The organism is Micromonospora parva, assembly GCF_000718515.1.
Classification (GTDB): domain Bacteria; phylum Actinomycetota; class Actinomycetes; order Mycobacteriales; family Micromonosporaceae; genus Micromonospora; species Micromonospora parva.
In genome coordinates, this window is the sequence record NZ_JNZS01000009.1 from 95,064 (window position 1) to 113,521 (window position 18,458).

Below are 18,458 nucleotides of genomic sequence, written 5' to 3' on the forward strand. Positions count from 1 at the left end.
CGCAGGGGCCCGGGTCATACGGCGAGCCGACCTACGGAGGCGGTCCGGGAACGCAGTACGGTGCAGCGCCCGGCGCGCCCTACGGCGGCTCGTACCAGCCGACACCGACCTACGGCGAGCAGCCGCCGTACCGGCCCGACGACCCGTACGGCGAGGATCCGGCACCGGGCCGGCGCGGCCGGGGGCCGCTGATCGCGGTGCTGGCCGTCGTCCTCGTGGTGCTGGCCGTCGCCGGTGTGTTCTGGTTCCGCGATGGGCAGAGCGACCCGGCGCCGGCGGCGGCGCCGAGCAGTCCGGCGGCGGTTGCCGGTGAGCCCAGCGCGGACGCGGTCGAGCCCGCGCCGAGCGCGGCGGCGCCGGAGTCGTCGGCCGATCCCCGGTTCGCCAAGGTCGGCCAGTGCGTCCGCAACGACGGCGCCGCCGGCGGCAAACCCAAGCTGCTGATCAGCGGTTGCACCGCCAAGTCGTACGAGGTGCTGAGCCGGATCGACGGCCCGACCAGCGGCGAGCGGGACGCCGAGACCAAGTGCGACAAGGTGAAGGGTTACACCAACTGGTATTTCTTCGACAGTGAGCTGGACACTCTCGACTTCGTCCTCTGCCTCAAGCAACGCTGAGACCACCCACCCCCGGGGATGACATGACGACCTACGGACCTGCGGGTTCCGATCAGCCGGACGACCCGTACCAGCGCCCGCCCAGCGGGCCTGACAGCTCACCACCGGTCGACCCGACCGTGCCGCAGTGGAGCACCCCGCCGGCCTCCGACGATCCGACCCGGCAGCAGTGGAGCACCCCGCCGGCCTCCGACGACCCGACCCGGCAGCAGTGGGGTCCGCCGCCGGCCGACGCGGAGCCACCGACGGCACCCATGTGGGCGCCGCCGCCCACCAACCCGGGGCCGCAGTCCGACAATCCGGAGCCGCCGACCACTCCGATGTGGGCGCCACCGCCGACCTCGGGCCCGGGTTACCCGCCGCCCGGGCCGTACCCTCCGCCGGGCCCATTCCCGCCGGCCGGCCCGACGCCCGGTCAGCCGGCCGGTCCGATACCGGGTCAGCCACCCGCCCCGTGGGGTCAGCAGCCGCCCGGCGGCTACGGGATGCCGCCCGCCGCGCCGACGAAGACCGGCCGCAACGTCGCCCTCATCATCGCGGCGGTGGTGCTGCTGGTGCTCTGTCCGTGCCTCGGCCTGGCCGGTTGGGCGGTCTGGAAGGTGGCCGACGCTGGCAGCGATGCGGCGCGTACCCCGTCGACGAGCGCTCCGGTCGTGCCACCCGCCCTGCCCAGCGACGCGCCGCCGTCAGCCGCGCCGTCTCCGGACGAGGAGTTCGCGCGGGGCGACTGCGTGGTGAACGACGGCAGCGAGGACGACGCGGAGCTCCGCAAGGTGCCGTGCGGCCCGAACACGTATCAGGTGCTGCTGCGCATTCCGGCGACCACCGACGGCGACCGGTGTGAGGTGCTCGCGCCTCAGGCGACAGCGAACTACGTGCACGACAACTCGGTCGACCTGTTCGACTACGTGCTCTGTCTGAAGAAGCGGTAGCTCCGAGCTGGGCGGCCGGTCCGCCGATTGGCAAAACTAGGGCTGTCTAGCGTCCACGCTAGACAGCCCTAGTTTGTTGTCGACGGTTCCGACACGCCGGTAGCCGCATCTATCCATGTCTAGCCCCGCAGCTAGATGGCCCGATAATCTGCGATGCGTGGATCCGGTCCGCAACCCGTACGCGCCGGGCGCCGGCCAGCGCCCGCCCGAACTCGCCGGGCGGGGGCGGGAGCTGGACGTCTTCGACATCGTGCTGGAGCGCATCGCCCGCGGCCGACCCGAGCGCAGCCTGATGCTCACCGGGCTACGCGGCGTCGGCAAGACGGTCCTGCTCAACACCCTCCGGTCCCAGGCGATCAACCGGCTCTGGGGCAGCGGCAAGATCGAAGCTCGACCGGACCAGTCATTGCGCCGACCGGTCGCCGCCGCGCTGCACATGGCGGTGCGCGAGTTGGCCCCCCGCCACCGCGCACCGGACCGGATCGACGCGTTCCTCGGCGTCCTCAAGGCGTTCGCCCAGCGGTCCACCCCGACCGGCCGGGCCGGCGCCGCCACCAAGCTGCGCGACCGGTGGCAGCCCGGAATCGACGTGCCGGCCGCCAGCGGTCGGGCCGACTCCGGCGACATCGAGATCGACCTGGTCGAGCTGTTCAGCGACGCTGCGGCGGTGGCCAGCGACGTGGGCACCGGTATCGCCATCTTCATCGACGAGATGCAGGATCTCGGCCCGGAGGACGTGTCGGCTCTCTGCGCCGCCTGCCACGAGCTGTCCCAGCTCGGCGCACCGCTGATCGTCGTCGGTGCCGGCCTTCCGCACCTGCCGGCAGTGCTCAGCGCCGCCAAGTCATACTCCGAACGGTTGTTCCGCTACCAGCGCATCGACCGGCTCGACCGGATCGCCGCCGACCAGGCGCTCTGCGCGCCCGCCGAGCGCGAGGAGGTCGAGTACGAGCAGAAGGCCCTCGACCTGCTCTACGAGAAGTCCGGCGGCTACCCCTACTTCGTCCAGGCGTACGGCAAGGCGACCTGGGACAACGCGCCGCGCTCGCCGATCACGGCCGCCGACGTGCGGGTCGCCGCACCCGAGGCGGAAGCTGAGCTGGCGGTCGGGTTCTTCGGGTCCCGGTTCGAACGGGCCACCCCCGCCGAACGTGAGTACATGCGGGCGATGGCCACGTTGTCCGCGGTGGAGGGCGAGCCCGGCGCGGTGGTCCGCGACGACATGGACGCCGCGGTGCCCACCGCGGAGATCGCCCGAGCCCTCGGCCGCAAGCCGGCCAGCCTCTCCCCGGCCCGGGACGCGCTGATCAAGAAGGGGTTGATTTACTCCGGTGAGCGGGGCACCGTCGCCTTCACGGTCCCGCACTTCGGCCGGTACCTGCGGACGCAGCCGGCCTGACGCGTCGGCCCGGTCAGACCTTCGACCAGGGCGCCGGAAAGAGCACCTCGCCGCGCGGCGGAGGGCCTTCCTCGCTGGTGGACGGCGGCAGCACCAACGCCTGCCACGGCTCACCGAGGCCCGCCCACGGACCGGTCAGGCCCAGCTCACTCGCCGGGCCGAACCCGAACCGGCGGTAGAAGGCCGGCGCGCCGAGGACGACGACGAGTCGCTCACCCAACTCGGTGGACGCGTCCAGTGCGGCCTGCACGACCGCTGTGCCGTGCCCGACACGTTGCCGGTGCGGCGCGACCGCCACCGGGCCGAGCGCCAGCACGGGCACGTCGGCGCCTCGCTCCGGCCGCAGACGCACCCGGGTGAGCAGCGCGTAACCGACCACCTCACCGCCGTACTCGGCGACCATGGCCAGCTCCGGCAACCAGGCGGGGGTGTCGCGCAGCTCGTCCACCAGGCTGACCTCCGGCGGCGTCGTCACGTCCGGGCGGGCGAAGGCCGCGGCCAGCACGCGGCGCACCGAGCCGGCGTCGGCCGGGTCCTCGGGGCGTAGCCGCAGCGTGGTCACCCGCGCGACGTTACCCGTCGGTGCCCGTCCATCCGTGACTGTCGCTCGATTCGGCGTGGCGTACGTGCACGAACACCAATCCGATCCTGCGGTTGCCCGGGTAGCAAACGCCGCGACGGGGTATGACTGATCCATGACGCCCGTACGCTCCCTCGCCCGCGCCATGCTGAGCGGCATCTTCGTGGTCAGCGGGTATCGCAACTTCCGTGCTCCCGGCCGGCTGTCGGCCGCCGCCAAACCCGTGACCGACAAGGTCGCACCGATGCTGAAGAAGGCGCACCCGAGCTTCCCCACCGAGACCGAGACGTTGATCCGACTCAACGCCGCCGTGCAGGTCAGCGCCGGGTTGATGCTGGCCACCGGCCGGTTCAGCCGACCCGCGGCGCTGGTCCTCGCCGGCACGCTGGTGCCGGTGACCGTCGCCGGGCATCCCTTCTGGAAGAACGACGACCCGATCGCCAAGAACAACAACCAGATCCACGTCCTGAAGAACATCGGGCTCCTCGGCGGTCTGCTGCTCGCCGCGGCGGACACCGGCGGCAAGCCGGGGCTGCGGTGGCGGACGGGCCATCGCATCGGCCACTCTCGACGTTCCGTGCAACGCGCCGTCCGGACCGCCCGACGCGAGGCCCGAATCGCCGTCCGCTCCGCCTCCACCGCACGTCGGCTCCCCGGCTGACCTGCGTCGATCCGTCTCGGTCTCACCCCCACCCCCCGCTAAGGGCACGAATTACCTGAACCACCCGGTAGGCGTTAACGCGGTGGAAATGTCAAAAACATGTGTGGGATCGGACACGGTCGCATAACGCGGGAGGCACTGACGTGAGGCGCCGTTCTAGGCTCCGTGCAGGACCTGGACGGATAGGACAACCTTGGTACGGGGGTGGCCACGCCATGCCGACGGATGTCGGTAGACGGGCGGACCGCCTCGCCCCAATCCAACGGGTGACGCGCGGGATCGACCGCGTGACGCGCGGGATCGATCGTAGGAACGTCGTACGGGGTGCCATCGTGGCCGCCGTCGCCTATGCCGCATGGCTCGCCATCGGCGCTTTCGGGCGACCGTACAACTTCTTCGACATGAAGATCTACCACGGTGCCGTGGTGTGGTGGGCGAGCGGTCACGAGCTCTACGAGTTCATCGCGCCCGAAACCACGCTCGGGTTCACCTACCCACCCTTCGCCGGGCTGGTCATGTTGCCGATGGCGCAGCTGCCGATCGACGCGGCCGGCCTGGTCAACGCCGCCGCCAGCATCGCCGCGTTGGCGCTGGTGCTGGCCGGGCTGCTCCGACCCATCGTGGACCGGCTGGGGTGGCCACTGTGGTTCACGGTGGCCGTGGCGGTGCCGCTCGCGGTCGCCATCGAGCCGGGCCGGGAGACGCTCGGGTACGGCCAGGTCAACATCCTGCTGTTCGCCCTGATCATGGCTGACCTGATCGGCCTTCGCTGGCGGTCCCGCCGGGGCACCCACTACGCCGCCACCGACGGCCCGCTGCTGCGCTTCGTCTACGGCGGGGCCTGGGCCGGGGCCGGGATCGGCCTCGCCACCGCTGTCAAGCTCACCCCGGCGCTGTTCATCGCCTACCTGCTGATCACCCGTCAGTGGCGGGTGGCGGCCACCGCCATCGGCACCACAATCGGCGTGACGCTGGGGACCTTCGCGATCGTCGGCGACGAGTCACGGACCTACTTCGGCAGCGTGCTGTGGCAGACCGAACGGGTCGGCGCGGCGGACATGACGCCCAACCAGTCCCTCGCCGGTCTGCTCGCCCGGCTGTACGACTCGATCGAGACCCCGGGGCTGTTGTGGCTCGCCTTCTCGGTGCTGGTCCTGGCGCTGGGCCTGTCCCGGGCCGCGAGTTCCCGCGCCGACGGTGACGAGCTGACCGCCTTCACGCTGGTCGGTCTCACCGCGAACGTGATCAGCCCGATCTCCTGGACGCACCACCTGGTCTGGGTGATCCCGGCGATCATCGTGCTGGCCGACGCCGCTGTGCGTCGCCGCGAGGCGAGCCGGGGGACACCGCAGCGCACCGGTCAGGGGCCGGTCTTCGGCGGGCTCCCCGGGGTCAACGGGCTCCGCCCGCCGATCTGGTACCCGACGCTGACCGGGCTGCGCCACGGCGTCGCCGCGATCGGGCTCTACCTGCTCTTCCTGATCTCGCCGATCTGGCCGTACGAACACCAACTGCCGGAGATGTCGCACTACCAGGACGGTCTGTTCGGCGCGCTGATGGAGAACTCGCTCGCGCTCGCCCTGATCGTGCTGGTCGCCGCGCTGCCCTGGCGACCGGGTGCGGAGCCCGCGTTCTACGGCGACCGGCTGTCCAGGGCCGTGGCGGTCAACGGTCACCGCTGACGGGTGGGGCAGGTGACCCGTCAGGGGCAGTTGACCCATTCCTCGGTGCCGTCGGTGAAGACCTGCCGCTTCCAGATCGGCAGTCGCGCCTTGACCTCGTCGACCAGCCGGGCGCAGGCCGCGAAGGCCGCCGCCCGGTGCGCGGTGCTCACCGCGGCGACCAGCGCCACGTCACCGATCGCCAGGGGGCCGACCCGGTGCGAGACCGCCACCGCGTAGACGTCGGGCTCCGCGGCGATCTCGGCGGCCACCTCGCGCAGCACCTGCTCGGCGCTCGGGTGCCCCTCGTACTCCAGGCTGGTGACCTGGCGGCCGTGGTCGTGGTCGCGGACCACGCCCTGGAAGGACACCACCGCGCCGGCCCGCCGGTCGGCGACCGCGGCCTCGTGTGCGGCCAGGTCGAGTGGCCGGTCGGTGACCTCGCCGAAGGTGACAGCTGGTGCGGTCACGACGCACGCTCCCCGGGAAACAACGGCAGTGGCACGATCGGCACCCGGTCGCCCGGCGCGCCGCTGGTGCCGGGGCGGATGACGGCGAACCCGTCCGCGCCGGCCACGCCCCGCAGCATCGCCGAGCCGACGTGGCGGACCGGGGACGCCACCCCGGCGGCCCGGTCCAGTCGGACCAGCGCCAGGTGGGTGTGGTCACCGCGGCCGGGCACCGCCTCGGCCAACGTGGCCTGCGGCAACACCGGCATCGACCGGCCCTGGAGGCCGGCGAGCAGCGGGGCGACCAGCGACACCAGCGCGACGATCGCGGACTGCGGGTTGCCCGGCAGCCCGGCCACGAACCGGGCACGCCCGTCGGGGCCGGTCAGCCGGGCCAGCAGCATCGGGAAGCCGGGGCGGACCGCCACCGTGTTGACCACGTAGTCGGCGCCGAGCGCCTCCAGGGTCGGGTGCAGGTGGTCGACCGGACCGTTCATCGTGCCGCCGGTGGTGCAGACCAGATCGGCGTTCGTCAGCGCCGAGCGCAGCGCCGCCACGTGCGCGGGCAGCGTGTCGGCCACCGGGCCGACCACGTCGGACGGGCGGACCTGGCAGCCGTAACGCCGCAGCCATGCCGGCACCGAGGGGCCCAGCGCGTCGCGGACCCGACCGGCCGCGGGCGGGCCCGCTGTCAGCAGCTCGTCGCCGAAGACCAGCAGCGCGGCACGCGGCGCCCGTCGAACCCGCAGCGTGTCGTGCCCGCAGGTGGCCGCCAGGCCGATCACCGCCGGATCGACCGGCGTGCCGGCCGGCAGCAACACCTCATCGGCGTACGCCTCCTCGCCGGGTTTGCGCCACTCGGGCGTGCTCCGGGGAACGCCGCTGACCAGGCCGTCAGCAACTTTCGACTCTTCCACGCGCAGCACCGCGGTGGCCCCCTCGGGCACCATCGCACCGGTCGCGATCTCGACGGTCGTGTCGTCCTCGGTGAGCGGCGCGGGGGTGCTGCCGGCCAGGACCCGCCCGACGACGCGCCACGGACCACTGCCGCGCACCGCCCAGCCATCCACGCTGGAGGTCGGGAACGCCGGCAGGTCGGTGCGGGTGGTCAACGGCTCGGCCAGGGTCGACCCGTCGGTGTCGACGAGTGGTCGGGCGACGGTGGGCAACGCGGCGGCCAGGCCGACCGCGTAGACCCGCGAACGCGCTTCCTCCCACCCGGCAGGCGGGGGTGCGCTGACCCGATCCGCGTTGGGTGCGGTTTCCGTGCTCACCGACCGAGCCTATCGGCACGGACCGACACCCGTCCGGGCCTGGCGTGCACCAGGCGGCCCAAGCGGTTCAGTGGTCCCCGCCGCGAAGCTGGTCGACGGTGTGCCCGAGGATCGGCCCGAGAACGGCCAGGCCGTCCCGGGCGCCACCGGTCGAGCCGGGCAGGTTGACCACCAGCATCCGACCGGCGACCCCGGCCAGGCCCCGGGACAGCACCGACGTCGGCACCCGGTCACGGCTGTGCGCGCGGATCGCCTCGGCGATGCCGGGCACCTCGTAATCCAGCAGGCCCCGGGTCACGTCCGGCGTCCGGTCCGACGGGGTCACTCCGGTGCCACCACTGGTCACCACCACGTCGACACCGTCGGCGCGGGCGGCCCGCAGGGCCTCGCCGACCGGCTCACCGTCGGGCACCACCACCGGATCGTCGACCTGGCAGCCCAGCTCGCGCAGCCCGGCGACGAGCAGCGGACCGCTGGTGTCGGCGTAGACACCGGCCGCTGCCCGATTGGAAGCGACGATCACCCGGGCCCGGATCACTGTCGGTCCTCCGGACGAACCCACTCGCCGGTCTTGCCGCCCTCCTTGCGCAGCACCCGGACCGCCTCCACCGAGGCCGCCGGGTCAACCGCTTTGACCATGTCGACCAGGGCGAGACCGGCGACGGCCACGGCCGTCAGGGCCTCCATCTCCACCCCCGTCCGGTCTGCCGTGCGGGCAGTGGCCGTGATCTCCACGGTGTCGGTGGTCAGCCGCAGGTCGACGGTGACGCCGTGCAGGGCGATCGGGTGGCACAGCGGGATCAGATCCGGAGTGCGCTTGGCCCCCATGATCCCGGCCAGCCGTCCGACGGCGAGCGCGTCACCCTTGGGCAGACCGTCGCGATGCAACAGATCGATGACCTCGGGTGTCGTCCGCAGACGGCCGGCCGCGACGGCCAACCGGCCCGTCACCGCCTTGGCGGAGACATCGACCATGCGGGCCGCGCCGGCGCGATCGACGTGGCTGAGCTGCGCGGGTTCGGTCACGGGCGTGAGCCTATCGGTGCGGTACGACGGTGGTCGGAAGGAGCGACGTCACGCTGACGATCGCACCGGGTGCTGACGGCGCAACGGCCCCGACGCCGCCCCTTCCTGACCGACCCGCCGCCGAGGTCGCTGGGGGACCTGGCAGCGGGTGCGTGTCGGCGACCCGGTTCTGCCCAGGAGCAGAACCTCCCCCGTTCGCCGATACGGCCACGAAGTTACCGGGCCCGGCGATAAGAAATCGATAAGAGACGTTAGACCTGGTCAGAGCCCCGAGACCACAGTTGTGGAAGCCAGCACGGCAAGACGGCGTTCGGCCTCGAAACGCTCCGGCACCCCCATCCGCCGGAAGATCGCCAACGCCCGCTCCCAGTGCCTGCGGGCCTCGGCCGGGTCGGCGCGGGCGAAGCAGTCGGCGAGGCCGGCCAGGGCACGCCCCTGCTCGTACGGGTGCGAGATCCGGGTGGCCAGTCGCAGGGCGGCCTGGTGCATCTCGACGGCCTCGCCACCTCGCCCCTGCGCCAGCAGGGTACGGCCGAGTTCGTTCAGCGCGGCCGCCTCGACGTGTCGTTCCCCCGAGGTGATCGACAACTGTCTGGCCGCCTCGTGCTGCTGTTGGGCCTCGACCAGACGGCCGAGACCGCGATAGGCGATCCCGAGGTCGTTGCGCACCTCGGCCTCGGCGTACCGGTGGCCGGTGCGATCGCGCAGGGCCAAGGAGGCCATGAGGATCCGGATCGCCTGTGGAAGCTCACCCATCCGGACACGTACGCCACCGATGTGGCTCAGCGCGTTGAGCAGGTGAAAATCCTCGGAGTTCGTCCGGGCCCAGGCCAGGTGCAGGCGGTGCAGGCGCAGCGCCTCCTCGTAGCGCCCGAGCATCATCAGTGCCATGCCGAGATTCGGTAGGACCATCGGTGCCCTGCCGGCGCCGTACCCCTTGTAGTCGCGCAGGCACTCGAAACCGACGGTCACCGATTCGGTCAGGTTGCCACCCCACCAGTAGACGGCCGCGAGATTCGCGCGGTACCGAGCCGTGGCCAGCACGTCCCCCGACTCCGTGGAGAGGGCGACCGCGCGGGTCAGGTAGTCGAGCGATTGCCGGATGTCACCGGTGCGCACGTAGCCGGAGGCGAGATAGTTGTTCATCAACGCCATCGCATAGATGTCCCCGGTCGCCTCCGCGGCGGTCAACGCGTGACGGTGGGTCAGCAGGATGTCCTCGAAGTACCCACGGATGTAGCAGAACCGCCAGAGGGCCCGGGCCAGCCGCCAGGAGTACTCGTAGAAGCCCGAGTCGAGCGCGGACAACACCATCGTCACCAGGTCGGTCCGCTCGGCCTCCAACCAGTCGGCGGTGGGCTCACCGATGGCCGCGACCAGTTCGGGTCGTCCGTAGGGACGGTGCGGGACGCCGAACTTCATCACGCCGGGCTCCAGCGTCTCGGCGGCCGTCAGCGCCGCATCAAGCGTGAAGTCCAACAGTTGGGCCAGCCCGAGCCTTCGATCACTAGCGGAGTCGGTACGGGAGCACAGCTCCGCGGAGTACTGGCGCATGAGGTCGTGTAATCGGTATCGCGCCGAGTCCAGGTCCTCCACCAGGTTGCTGTCGACCAGGTCGTCGAGCGCCTGGTGCGCTTCCGCGATGGTCAGTCCGGTCAGTGCGGCGACCGCCGCCGTGCTGAAGCGGTTACCGGGATACAAGCCCAGGAAGCGAAAGACACGCTTGGTCGAGTCCGGGAGCGGTTCGTAGGAGGCGGCGAAGGCGCCGGTGACGGTGCTCGCCTCCTGCGCCAGGTGGTGCAGCACCAGGGGGTCGCCAGCCATCTGCTCGGCCATCTCGGCCAACCGCCAACCGCGACGGTGGGCGAGCCTGGCACCAGCCAGCCGAATCGCCAGGGGGAGATGCCCACACAGCCGGACCACGTCGGCGGCGGCCGCCGGCTCGGCCTCGACCCGGTCATGTCCGACGCTCAGTCCGAGGAGATCCACACTTTCCTGAGGGCTCAGCACCGGCAGCGTCTGCGAGGGCCCCACATCCGGGTGGGACAAGCGCCGACGCGAGGTCACCAGCACGACGGCGGTCGGCTCGGTCGGCAGCAGGGGCACGATCTGGTCGCTGTTCGCGGCGTTGTCGAGAACTATCACCGATCTCCGCTGAGCGAGTTCCTGTCGCCACAACTCCACTCTGGCGTTCAGGTCGACAGGCACCCCGTTGGCGGGTACCCCGAGTTGTCGCAGCAGAGTGACCAGGGCAGCCGCTGGTTCCACCGGCTTCTTCTCGCCATGCCCGCACAGGTCGATGAAGAGCGCGGCGTCCGGGTACCGGGCGGACAACTGGCGGGCGAGGTGCACGGCGAGGGTGGTCTTGCCGCTACCCGCCATGCCATCGATGATGTGCACGGCTGGCACCCGCTCCTCGACCCGGCGGGTCTCCGCGAGCAGCCCCGACACCACGTCCTCCCGACCGACGAAGTCGGTGACCGCCCGGGGAAGGTGATCCACCGGCCTGGGCCTGGGTGGTTCCGCGGAGGCCACCACGGCCGCGGGGGCGGGCACGTTCGAGGCGGTGGGCGCACTCAGGCCAGTCGGACGGACCGCGGCGCTGGCTTTCGAGAGCGACGCAGCCACGGTGAGGATCGTGCGGTGGAGCGCCTGAAGCTCGGCACCCGGGATGATTCCAAGCTCCTCCGCCAACCTGGCGCGGACCTCGCCGTACGTGGCGACGGCGCCGGCGTGGTCGCCCCGCTCGTACAGCGCTCGGATGAGAAGCACGTACGCGGGCTCCCGGAGGGGGTACCGCACGATGATGTCCCGCAGCAGCGGGATCGCCAGGTCGTCCCGGCCCGATCTCAGCTGCACGTCAGCGAGGAGTTCCATCGCCAACAGCCGCTCCTCCTCGGCGGTCGCGGCGTGCGCGGTGAGCACCGGTCCGAGCGGGATGCCGGCGAGCATCGACCCATGCCATCGCCCGACGGCGCGCCCCAGCAGTTCCAGGGCCTGATCCAGGCGGCCGGCCATCAGCGCTTCCCGTCCGGCGACGCGTTCGGTCTCGAAGAGACACATGTCGACGGATTCCGGCCCCACTGCGAGCCGGTAGCCGCTCTGCTGCCGGACGATGACACCCCGACCGGACTCGAAAGCCTCGAACGTTCGACGCAGATTGGCCGCGTAGGTCCGTACGTTCGCCACCGCAGAGCGCGGTGGGGACTCCGGCCACAGCTCGTCGACCAGGTCGCCCAGGGTCACCAGTTGCCGGGGCTGGACCGCGAGCATCGCGAAGACAGCCTGCTGTTTGGGTGTACCCAGGTGCAGCTTGTCAGCGAGCAGTCGTACTGAGAGGCCGCCCAGAAGTTGAATCTCCACCCGTCCCCCTGCTCCAGCGGGGTATTCAGCCGATCACGCAACGAAGCTTACGGGCACCGGAAGGAACGCCCGACGCCAATCAGTCCGTCGATGCGAGCGCTCCACGGCCATCCACTGTGACGAGGTCGCCGAGTGCAATGCGAACATTGCAAGAACCGTCCGTTGCCTTAGCGTTCTCGACCCTTGCCACGTCACGGAAAGAAGGAACGAAAGCCGCAACTGCTGGCTTCCACACCCGGGCCGCACCTTGGGGCAGCGCCAGGGTCAGCCACGTTCACCGGTCAACGCTTGCGCCGACACTCGACGAGTGGAACTCCTGGCTGAAGCTGGTGAGCGGTTGGCCGAATCGGCGGATGAGTTGCGGCACCGGAGCACCCACACTGAGGGCGCGGTCTAATCGGTCGGCAGGGCTCACGACATTCCGCGACGGAGCGGATGCAGGAGGCGAACATCCCAGCGCTCTCCGCACCGGAACGCAAACAGAATGTCACTTATCAGTACGGGATTAACTAATGTTGAGGATAACGACATTTATCATCCCTAACTAGGGCCAACCCCATTTAAGCTCCATTCGTAGAGAGTCGGCGCCATCGGAGCCCGACAGCCGTACGAAGGAGAGGGTGGGTGAAATGCGCGGAAACGAGTGGGGCTGACATCGGTGCAGGACTTCTGCATCGTCCGGCGATATGGTGCTAGCACGACAGGCGAGGTAATCCAGGAGTTGCGTGGCCTCTTCACAACGACGCGATGACGGGACCGATCGACGGCTACGGCTGATCGTCGGTCTCCTCGTCGTTGCTGCCGCAGTCGTCACGTTCGCCTCCCTGAGGCTCACCTTCCCTGCGGTCGAGGCTCCGACACCAGACGGAGCAACCCTGGTAACGCTGACCGCCATGATCGCCCTGGGTGCGTTCGTCAAGACGCGCGTACGGGTCCGATCCGCGGTGCACCTCATCAGTTGGAGCGAGGCGGCCATCGTCATCGCGGCGGCGATCGCCCCCGTCCCGTGGGTTGCGCTCTGCACCTGCGTCGGGATCGCCATCGCCTCGGCCCGTCTACCACCGATCAAGCTGGCCTTCGGCGTCGGCAAGAACATCCTCGTCGCGGCCGGTGCGGGCCTAACCTTCGCCGTGCTCGACTGGACCTGGCCCGACATGCAGGCCCCGCAGTTGGTGGGGGTCCTGGCGCTCGCGTACCTCCTCGCGTCACTACTCGACGAGCTGCTGGCGATCCCCGTGATCGCGCTCGCCTCCGGCACCAAGATCTCGACCCAGTTCCGCAGCAACCTGGATCTTCGCCTGGCTGGTTACGCGGTCCGGTTCGTGGTGGCGGCACTGACCCTGCTCACCCTCCAGATGGACCCCCGGTTACTGCTCGCCGTCCCACCCCTGCTGCACCTGGCCTACTCCGCGCGCATCCGCGGTCGCACCGAACAGCAGGCGTGGCAGCGGCTGGCCCGCACCACCGACGCGCTCAACGTGGTCGACCTGGACAACGTCCTCACCACCGCCGTCACCCAGGCCGCCGAGTTGTTCTCCGCCGACGAGGTCGAAATCGAGCTGCGTGACGGCGGTCGCACCGTGCGCGGCGGCACCGGCGGCACCACCTTCGACGGCCCGACCGGCACCCCCACCGGCGTGGACGGCACCGTCGTCCCCGCGCCGCTGGAAGGCCACGACCGCACCGTCGACGTCGGCATGCTCCGACTGCGCTTCCGCGGCCCGGTGCAACTCTCCGAACGGGAGCAGTACACCCTGCGCACCTTCGCGTCCGCGCTCTGCACGGCCGTCCGCAACGCCCAGGCGTACGCCGAACTGGCCCGGGTGGCCGACGAGCACGCGTACGCGGCCTCACACGACGCGCTGACCGGCCTGGCCAACCGCCGACAACTCCTCGACGAGGGCACCGAGCAGTTGAGCACCCGACACGCCGACGGTGTGACCGCGCTGGTGCTGATCGACCTCAACCACTTCAAAGAGGTCAACGACACGCTCGGGCACGCCGCCGGTGACCAGGTGCTGGTGCAGGTGGCCGACCGGTTGCGCGGCGCGGCCCAGACGACCGACCTGGTGGCCCGCCTCGGCGGCGACGAGTTCGCCGTACTCCTGCGGGGTCTGCCGGCCCCGGCGGTGGCCGCGCACCGGGCCGAGACGCTGCTCGCCGCCCTGCACGAGCCGTTCGAACTGGACGGCATGCGCATCAGCGTCGAGGCCAGCGGCGGGATCTCCGGCGCCCCGTCCAACGGCGGCATGGCCGAGCTGCTACGCCGCGCCGACGTGGCCATGTACCAGGCCAAACGGGCCGGACAGCGGATCGCCACCTACGCCCCCACCCGGGACACCGCCGACCTCGGCCGCCTCACTCTCGGCGGTGACCTGCCCCGCGCGGTCGCCGACCACGAGTTCGTCGTCAACTTCCAACCGATCGTCGACCTGGGCACCGGCGAGGTGACCAGCGCGGAAGCTCTGGCCCGCTGGCACCATCCCGTCCACGGCCTGATCGACCCGCTGCGGTTCCTGGAGGCGGTGGAGCGTTCCGGCCTGCTGCCGGCGTTCGCCGAAGCGATCCTCGACCAGGCGCTGATCGCGGCGGTGAGTTGGCGCGACGCCGGCTTCGACGTACCGGTCGCTGTCAACGTGTCCCCGCGCAGCCTGCTCGACGCACGGTTCCCGGGCTCGGTGCTGGCCCGTCTGCGCGCCCACGACCTCCCACCGGACCGGTTGGTCCTGGAACTGACCGAGACGCTGACCCTCAGCCAACTCGACGTGGTCGACCGGGTGCTCAGCCGGCTACGCGACGAGGGAGTCCGGTTGGCGTTGGACGACTTCGGCACCGGCTACTCCTCGCTGTCCCTGCTCTCCCGGATCCCCGTACACGAACTGAAGATCGACCGGAGCTTCGTGACGACGATGGAGAGTTCGGCGGAAGCCGCCGCCGTCATCCGTTCCACCCTCGACCTGGGTCGCAGCCTCGACCTCGACGTGGTCGCCGAGGGAGTGGAGAGCGAACCGCAACGGCGAGCCCTCTGGGAGTTGGGCTGCGTCGCCGGCCAGGGCCACCTGTTCGCCCGACCGATGCCGTCCGGCACCCTGCTCGCGGCGATGCAACGCGGCTCCGGCGGCCGACCGGGCACCCTCGCCGCACCGCTGCACGACGCGGGGGCCGTGATCCGGCTGAGCCAGAACCGCCGCCAGGCCGGCCGCTCCCGACCCGACCGCCTCCCCCACCTGCCCGCCTGAGCAGGCGACGGCCCGGAGCGCGGGCAGCCCGGTCTGCCAGACTGTCGCGCGTGATCGCCGACGACCCGACCGCCCGCCGCCGTCGCTGGCACTGGCGGACGCTCGACAACGCCGCCGGAGGGCTCGCCCTCGATCTCGGCCTCTACGCCGTCTCGGCCACCTTCGCCGCGATCACCGCGATCACGTCGACCCTGCTGCCGCACCGCGCCTGGGGCGCTGTCGCCGCCGTCGGCTACCTGCTCGCCACGCTGACGGTCACCGCCCAACTGCTGCTGCGTCGACGCTCCCCGACCTCCCGGCTGACCGGCCTGCCAGCCCGCTGGACGGTCACCGGTCTCGCCTGGGCCGCCACCACACTGCTGCCGCTGGCCTGGCAGAGCATCGACCGGGCCGGCGGACGCACCGACCGGGCCCAGGAGGAGGTGCTGGTAGTGGAACAGGCCGGCAACCGCCTCCTGGAACACGGCACCCCGTACCTCGGACCCGACGCCATCGCCGCCCTGCCACCCGGCGAGCAACTGATGGGCTACACCCCGTACCAACCCGGCATGGCGATGTTCGGCCTGCCCAGAGCGCTGCTCGACACCTGGTGGACCGACTCCCGGGTCTGGTTCGCGATAGGCACCGCGCTGGCCCTCGCCCTGGCCGTCGCCGCCCTCCGCGGCACACGAGCCACCGCCGGCCAGCCCACCGCCGCCACCCACCAGCGGGACGCCGCCCTGCTGCGCGGCGTGCAGGCCGCCACCGTCCTGCCCATCTGCGCCCTCACCCTCGCCACCGGCGGCGACGACCTACCCGTACTCGCGCTCTGCCTGCTGGCCCTCGCGTTCGCCGCCACCGACCGACCCGGCCGGGCCGGCCTCGCCGTCGGGCTCGCCGGCGCGCTGAAACTGTTCGCCTGGCCGGTCGCCCTGGTCCTGATCATCTGGGGCCTGACCCACCGCGCCGGCACCCGCGTCGCCGCCGGCGCCATCGGCCTGCCCGTCGCCGCACTACTCCCGGCCCTGCTGGTGGACCGCGACGCCCTCACCGAGAACGTGCTGCGCTTCCCGCTCGGCCACGGGCTGGTCACCAGCCCCGCGCAGTCACCGTTCCCCGGCTACCTGATCGCCAGCACGCTACCCGCCGGCCGGCTCATCGCCGCCGCGCTGCTGGTCGCCGCCGGACTGGCCATCGCCGTCCGGCTCGCCCGCCGCCCGCCCCGCACCGCCGTCGCCGCCACCCTCATCTGCGGGTACGGGCTGCTCGCCGCCATCGCCCTGATGCCCTCGACCCGCTTCGGCTACCTGCTGTATCCACTGGCGCTGCTGACCTGGGCACCCGCGCTGCACCGCCCGGCCCACACGCCGGCCACCCCGCTTCCCGACGTCCGGCCCGGTCGGAGCACTTCGGCGTAACTTCCGAGCGGAACGACCCGTCAGGGCGTAGACCTGAAGGCATGACGACGTACCGCGACCGGGCCGACGCCGGCCGGGTGCTCTCCGAACGGCTCAGCGCACTCATCGGCGAACCAGACGTCGTCGTCCTCGGCCTCGTGCGGGGCGGCGTACCTGTCGCCCGAGTCGTCGCCGAACGGCTCGGCGCGCCACTGGACGTGCTGGTCGTCCGCAAACTCGGCATGCCGTGGGCCCGGGAGGTCGCCTTCGGCGCACTCGGCCCGGGCGGCGTCCAGGTGCTCAACGACCTGGTGGCCGGCCGCCTCAGCAGCGACGACATCGCCCAGGTCAGCCGGCAGGAGCAGGCAGAGCTGGAACGCCGGGAACGGCTCTACCGGGGCGGACGCGCACAGTTGGACCTCACCGGACGGACCGCGGTGATCGTCGACGACGGCCTCGCCACCGGCGCGACCGCCCGCGCCGCCGTCGAGGTCGCCCGCCAACTCGGGGCGCACCGGGTCGTGGTCGCGGTCCCGGTCGGCGCGCAGGAGGCGTACGAGCTGCTGACCGCCGAAGCGGACCAGGTCATCTGCGCCCAACGCCCACCCGACTTCGGCGCGGTGAGCGTCTACTACGACGACTTCCACGAGGTGTCCGACGAAGAAGTCACCGAGGCGCTCACAGCAACCGCTTAGGTGCACCAGGTACCGTCGGGAGATGAGCCTCACCTGTCCCAAGTGTCACGGAGAAATGCGCCAGTACGAGCGCAGCGGCGTCGTCATCGACCAGTGCGGGGAGTGCCGAGGCATCTTCCTGGACCGCGGCGAACTGGAGAAGCTGTTCGAAGCGGAGGCCAACTGGAGCCGCCAGCAGGCCGGCGGCGCGCCAGGTCAGCCCGCGCAGCAGCCGGCCGGCTACCCGCCGCCGCCCCCGCCTCCGGCGCACCAGCCCGGGTACGGCAACGTCCCGCCGCCGCCCCCGCCCGCCCACGGCTACCCGCCGCAGCCGGCCTACGGCCACCCGCAGCAGCACCACGGCTACCACGGCCACTACCGGCAGAAGAAGCGCAAGGGCTTCCTCGACGAGATGTTCGGCTGAGCCGAGGCAAGCCTTCGCCCGGGTCGATCCACGCGTCGGCCCGGGCACACCACCGGTGACCATTGGCGGGCGGCAGGCTTCATGCCAGGCTGAATCGCATGACCGCGATCCGACCGCACGAGGCGCTGGCCCAGGCGTACGACGGGATCACCGCGGTAGTCGACCGCCTGGACGACGCCGGCCTGCAACGAGCCACCCGCTGTCAGGGATGGCTCGTCGCCGACCTGCTCCTGCACGTGCTCGGCGACGCCCAACGGGCACTCGTCGCCCTGGCCAGCCCCGTCGACGGCCCCGCCGACGTCGACGACGTGAGCTACTGGCGGGACTTTCCCGGCGACGACGACACGTCCGCCCGGCACGCCTGGTGGGTCCGCCGATCGGCCGCCGCCTTCGACCGTCCGACCGGAATCGTCGACCTCTGGCGGGACACCGCCCCAGCCTCGGTCCGCGCCGCCGCGTCAGCCGCCCCTGACGGGTACGTGACCACACAGGGCCACGTGCTGCGGGTGCCGGATTTCCTCGCCACCCTGACCACCGAGGCCGCCATCCACCACCTGGACCTGACGCTGGAACTCCCCGACGCCCCGCCGCCCGGCCCACTTGCGGTACGCGTCGCGGTGGCGACCATGGACGGCCTGCTCAGCGACGACACGGTCAGACCCACCGCATGGGACGACCATGACTTCCTGCTGAAGGCCACCGGGCGGGTGCCGCTGACCGACCGGGACAGGCTGGAGCTGGGCGAGTCGGCGGGCTGGTTCCCGCTGCTCGGCTAGGGCCTGT

Annotated in this window: 15 protein-coding genes and 1 pseudogene; 10 read left to right on the forward strand and 6 right to left on the reverse strand. The window is 71.5% G+C overall.

Translation table 11 applies throughout. The features are described from left to right. Positions 1 to 122: 122 nt before the first annotated feature. From IF22_RS35910 to IF22_RS0113370, 3 genes and pseudogenes are all read left to right on the forward strand, one after another. A pseudogene (locus tag IF22_RS35910) lies at positions 123 to 617 on the forward strand (LppU/SCO3897 family protein); the annotation flags it as partial. A gap of 485 nt (positions 618 to 1,102) precedes the next feature. Continuing rightward, a complete protein-coding gene (locus tag IF22_RS36300) occupies positions 1,103 to 1,549 on the forward strand; it encodes an LppU/SCO3897 family protein (RefSeq protein ID WP_051708488.1) in 447 nt (148 codons plus the stop codon). 157 nt (positions 1,550 to 1,706) lie between these two features. After that, a complete protein-coding gene (locus IF22_RS0113370) occupies positions 1,707 to 2,948 on the forward strand; it encodes an ATP-binding protein (protein ID WP_030331772.1) in 1,242 nt (413 codons plus the stop codon). A gap of 13 nt (positions 2,949 to 2,961) precedes the next feature. On the opposite strand, the gene IF22_RS0113375 is transcribed toward IF22_RS0113370, so the two are convergent. Further along, positions 2,962 to 3,510 (reverse strand): GNAT family N-acetyltransferase, encoded by a 549-nt coding sequence (locus IF22_RS0113375; protein ID WP_030331773.1) that lies wholly within the window; start codon positions 3,508 to 3,510, stop codon positions 2,962 to 2,964. Positions 3,511 to 3,643: 133 nt separating this feature from the next. Here IF22_RS0113375 and IF22_RS0113380 point away from each other — a divergent pair, with 133 nt between their 5' ends. Together IF22_RS0113380 and IF22_RS0113385 are read left to right on the forward strand one after the other, a co-directional pair. Further along, positions 3,644 to 4,189: a DoxX family protein gene (locus tag IF22_RS0113380; RefSeq protein ID WP_030331775.1), complete on the forward strand. Its 546-nt coding sequence runs from the start codon at positions 3,644 to 3,646 to the stop codon at positions 4,187 to 4,189. 215 nt (positions 4,190 to 4,404) lie between these two features. Further along, complete coding sequence (locus IF22_RS0113385; protein WP_030331776.1) at positions 4,405 to 5,871, forward strand: glycosyltransferase 87 family protein; 1,467 nt, start codon at positions 4,405 to 4,407, stop codon at positions 5,869 to 5,871. A 20-nt stretch (positions 5,872 to 5,891) separates the two neighbouring features. On the opposite strand, the gene IF22_RS0113390 is transcribed toward IF22_RS0113385, so the two are convergent. The 5 genes from IF22_RS0113390 to IF22_RS0113410 all read right to left on the reverse strand — a co-directional run bounded on the left by IF22_RS0113390 (position 5,892) and on the right by IF22_RS0113410 (position 11,962). Further along, on the reverse strand, positions 5,892 to 6,320 hold the full coding sequence (locus IF22_RS0113390; RefSeq protein ID WP_030331779.1) for a molybdenum cofactor biosynthesis protein MoaE: 429 nt from the start codon (positions 6,318 to 6,320) through the stop codon (positions 5,892 to 5,894). Next, positions 6,317 to 7,573 carry a molybdopterin molybdotransferase MoeA gene (locus IF22_RS0113395; protein ID WP_030331781.1) on the reverse strand — a complete coding sequence of 419 codons (1,257 nt, stop codon included), beginning with the start codon at positions 7,571 to 7,573 and terminating at the stop codon, positions 6,317 to 6,319. Before IF22_RS0113395 ends, IF22_RS0113390 begins: the two co-directional genes overlap by 4 nt. 67 nt (positions 7,574 to 7,640) lie before the next feature. After that, positions 7,641 to 8,111, reverse strand: coding sequence for a MogA/MoaB family molybdenum cofactor biosynthesis protein (locus tag IF22_RS0113400; RefSeq protein ID WP_030331783.1), 471 nt, complete (start codon positions 8,109 to 8,111; stop codon positions 7,641 to 7,643). Then, positions 8,108 to 8,599 (reverse strand): cyclic pyranopterin monophosphate synthase MoaC, encoded by a 492-nt coding sequence (gene moaC, locus IF22_RS0113405; protein ID WP_030331784.1) that lies wholly within the window; start codon positions 8,597 to 8,599, stop codon positions 8,108 to 8,110. The genes IF22_RS0113400 and moaC overlap by 4 nt, the downstream gene beginning before the upstream one ends. 261 nt (positions 8,600 to 8,860) lie before the next feature. After that, the gene (locus IF22_RS0113410) at positions 8,861 to 11,962 is read right to left on the reverse strand and encodes an AfsR/SARP family transcriptional regulator (RefSeq protein WP_051708448.1); all 3,102 of its coding nucleotides are present in this window, start codon (positions 11,960 to 11,962) and stop codon (positions 8,861 to 8,863) included. A 725-nt stretch (positions 11,963 to 12,687) separates the two neighbouring features. Here IF22_RS0113410 and IF22_RS0113415 point away from each other — a divergent pair. From IF22_RS0113415 to IF22_RS0113435, 5 genes are all read left to right on the forward strand, one after another. Further along, positions 12,688 to 15,201 carry a putative bifunctional diguanylate cyclase/phosphodiesterase gene (locus IF22_RS0113415; protein WP_030331788.1) on the forward strand — a complete coding sequence of 838 codons (2,514 nt, stop codon included), beginning with the start codon at positions 12,688 to 12,690 and terminating at the stop codon, positions 15,199 to 15,201. Positions 15,202 to 15,251: 50 nt separating this feature from the next. After that, the gene (locus tag IF22_RS0113420; RefSeq protein ID WP_030331795.1) at positions 15,252 to 16,598 is read left to right on the forward strand and encodes a glycosyltransferase 87 family protein; all 1,347 of its coding nucleotides are present in this window, start codon (positions 15,252 to 15,254) and stop codon (positions 16,596 to 16,598) included. A gap of 41 nt (positions 16,599 to 16,639) precedes the next feature. Beyond that, a complete protein-coding gene (locus IF22_RS0113425) occupies positions 16,640 to 17,272 on the forward strand; it encodes a phosphoribosyltransferase (RefSeq protein WP_030331797.1) in 633 nt (210 codons plus the stop codon). 22 nt (positions 17,273 to 17,294) lie between these two features. Beyond that, positions 17,295 to 17,675: a TFIIB-type zinc ribbon-containing protein gene (locus IF22_RS0113430; RefSeq protein ID WP_030331799.1), complete on the forward strand. Its 381-nt coding sequence runs from the start codon at positions 17,295 to 17,297 to the stop codon at positions 17,673 to 17,675. A 98-nt stretch (positions 17,676 to 17,773) separates the two neighbouring features. Next, positions 17,774 to 18,451: a maleylpyruvate isomerase N-terminal domain-containing protein gene (locus IF22_RS0113435; RefSeq protein ID WP_030331801.1), complete on the forward strand. Its 678-nt coding sequence runs from the start codon at positions 17,774 to 17,776 to the stop codon at positions 18,449 to 18,451. The last annotated feature ends 7 nt before the right edge of the window (positions 18,452 to 18,458 follow it).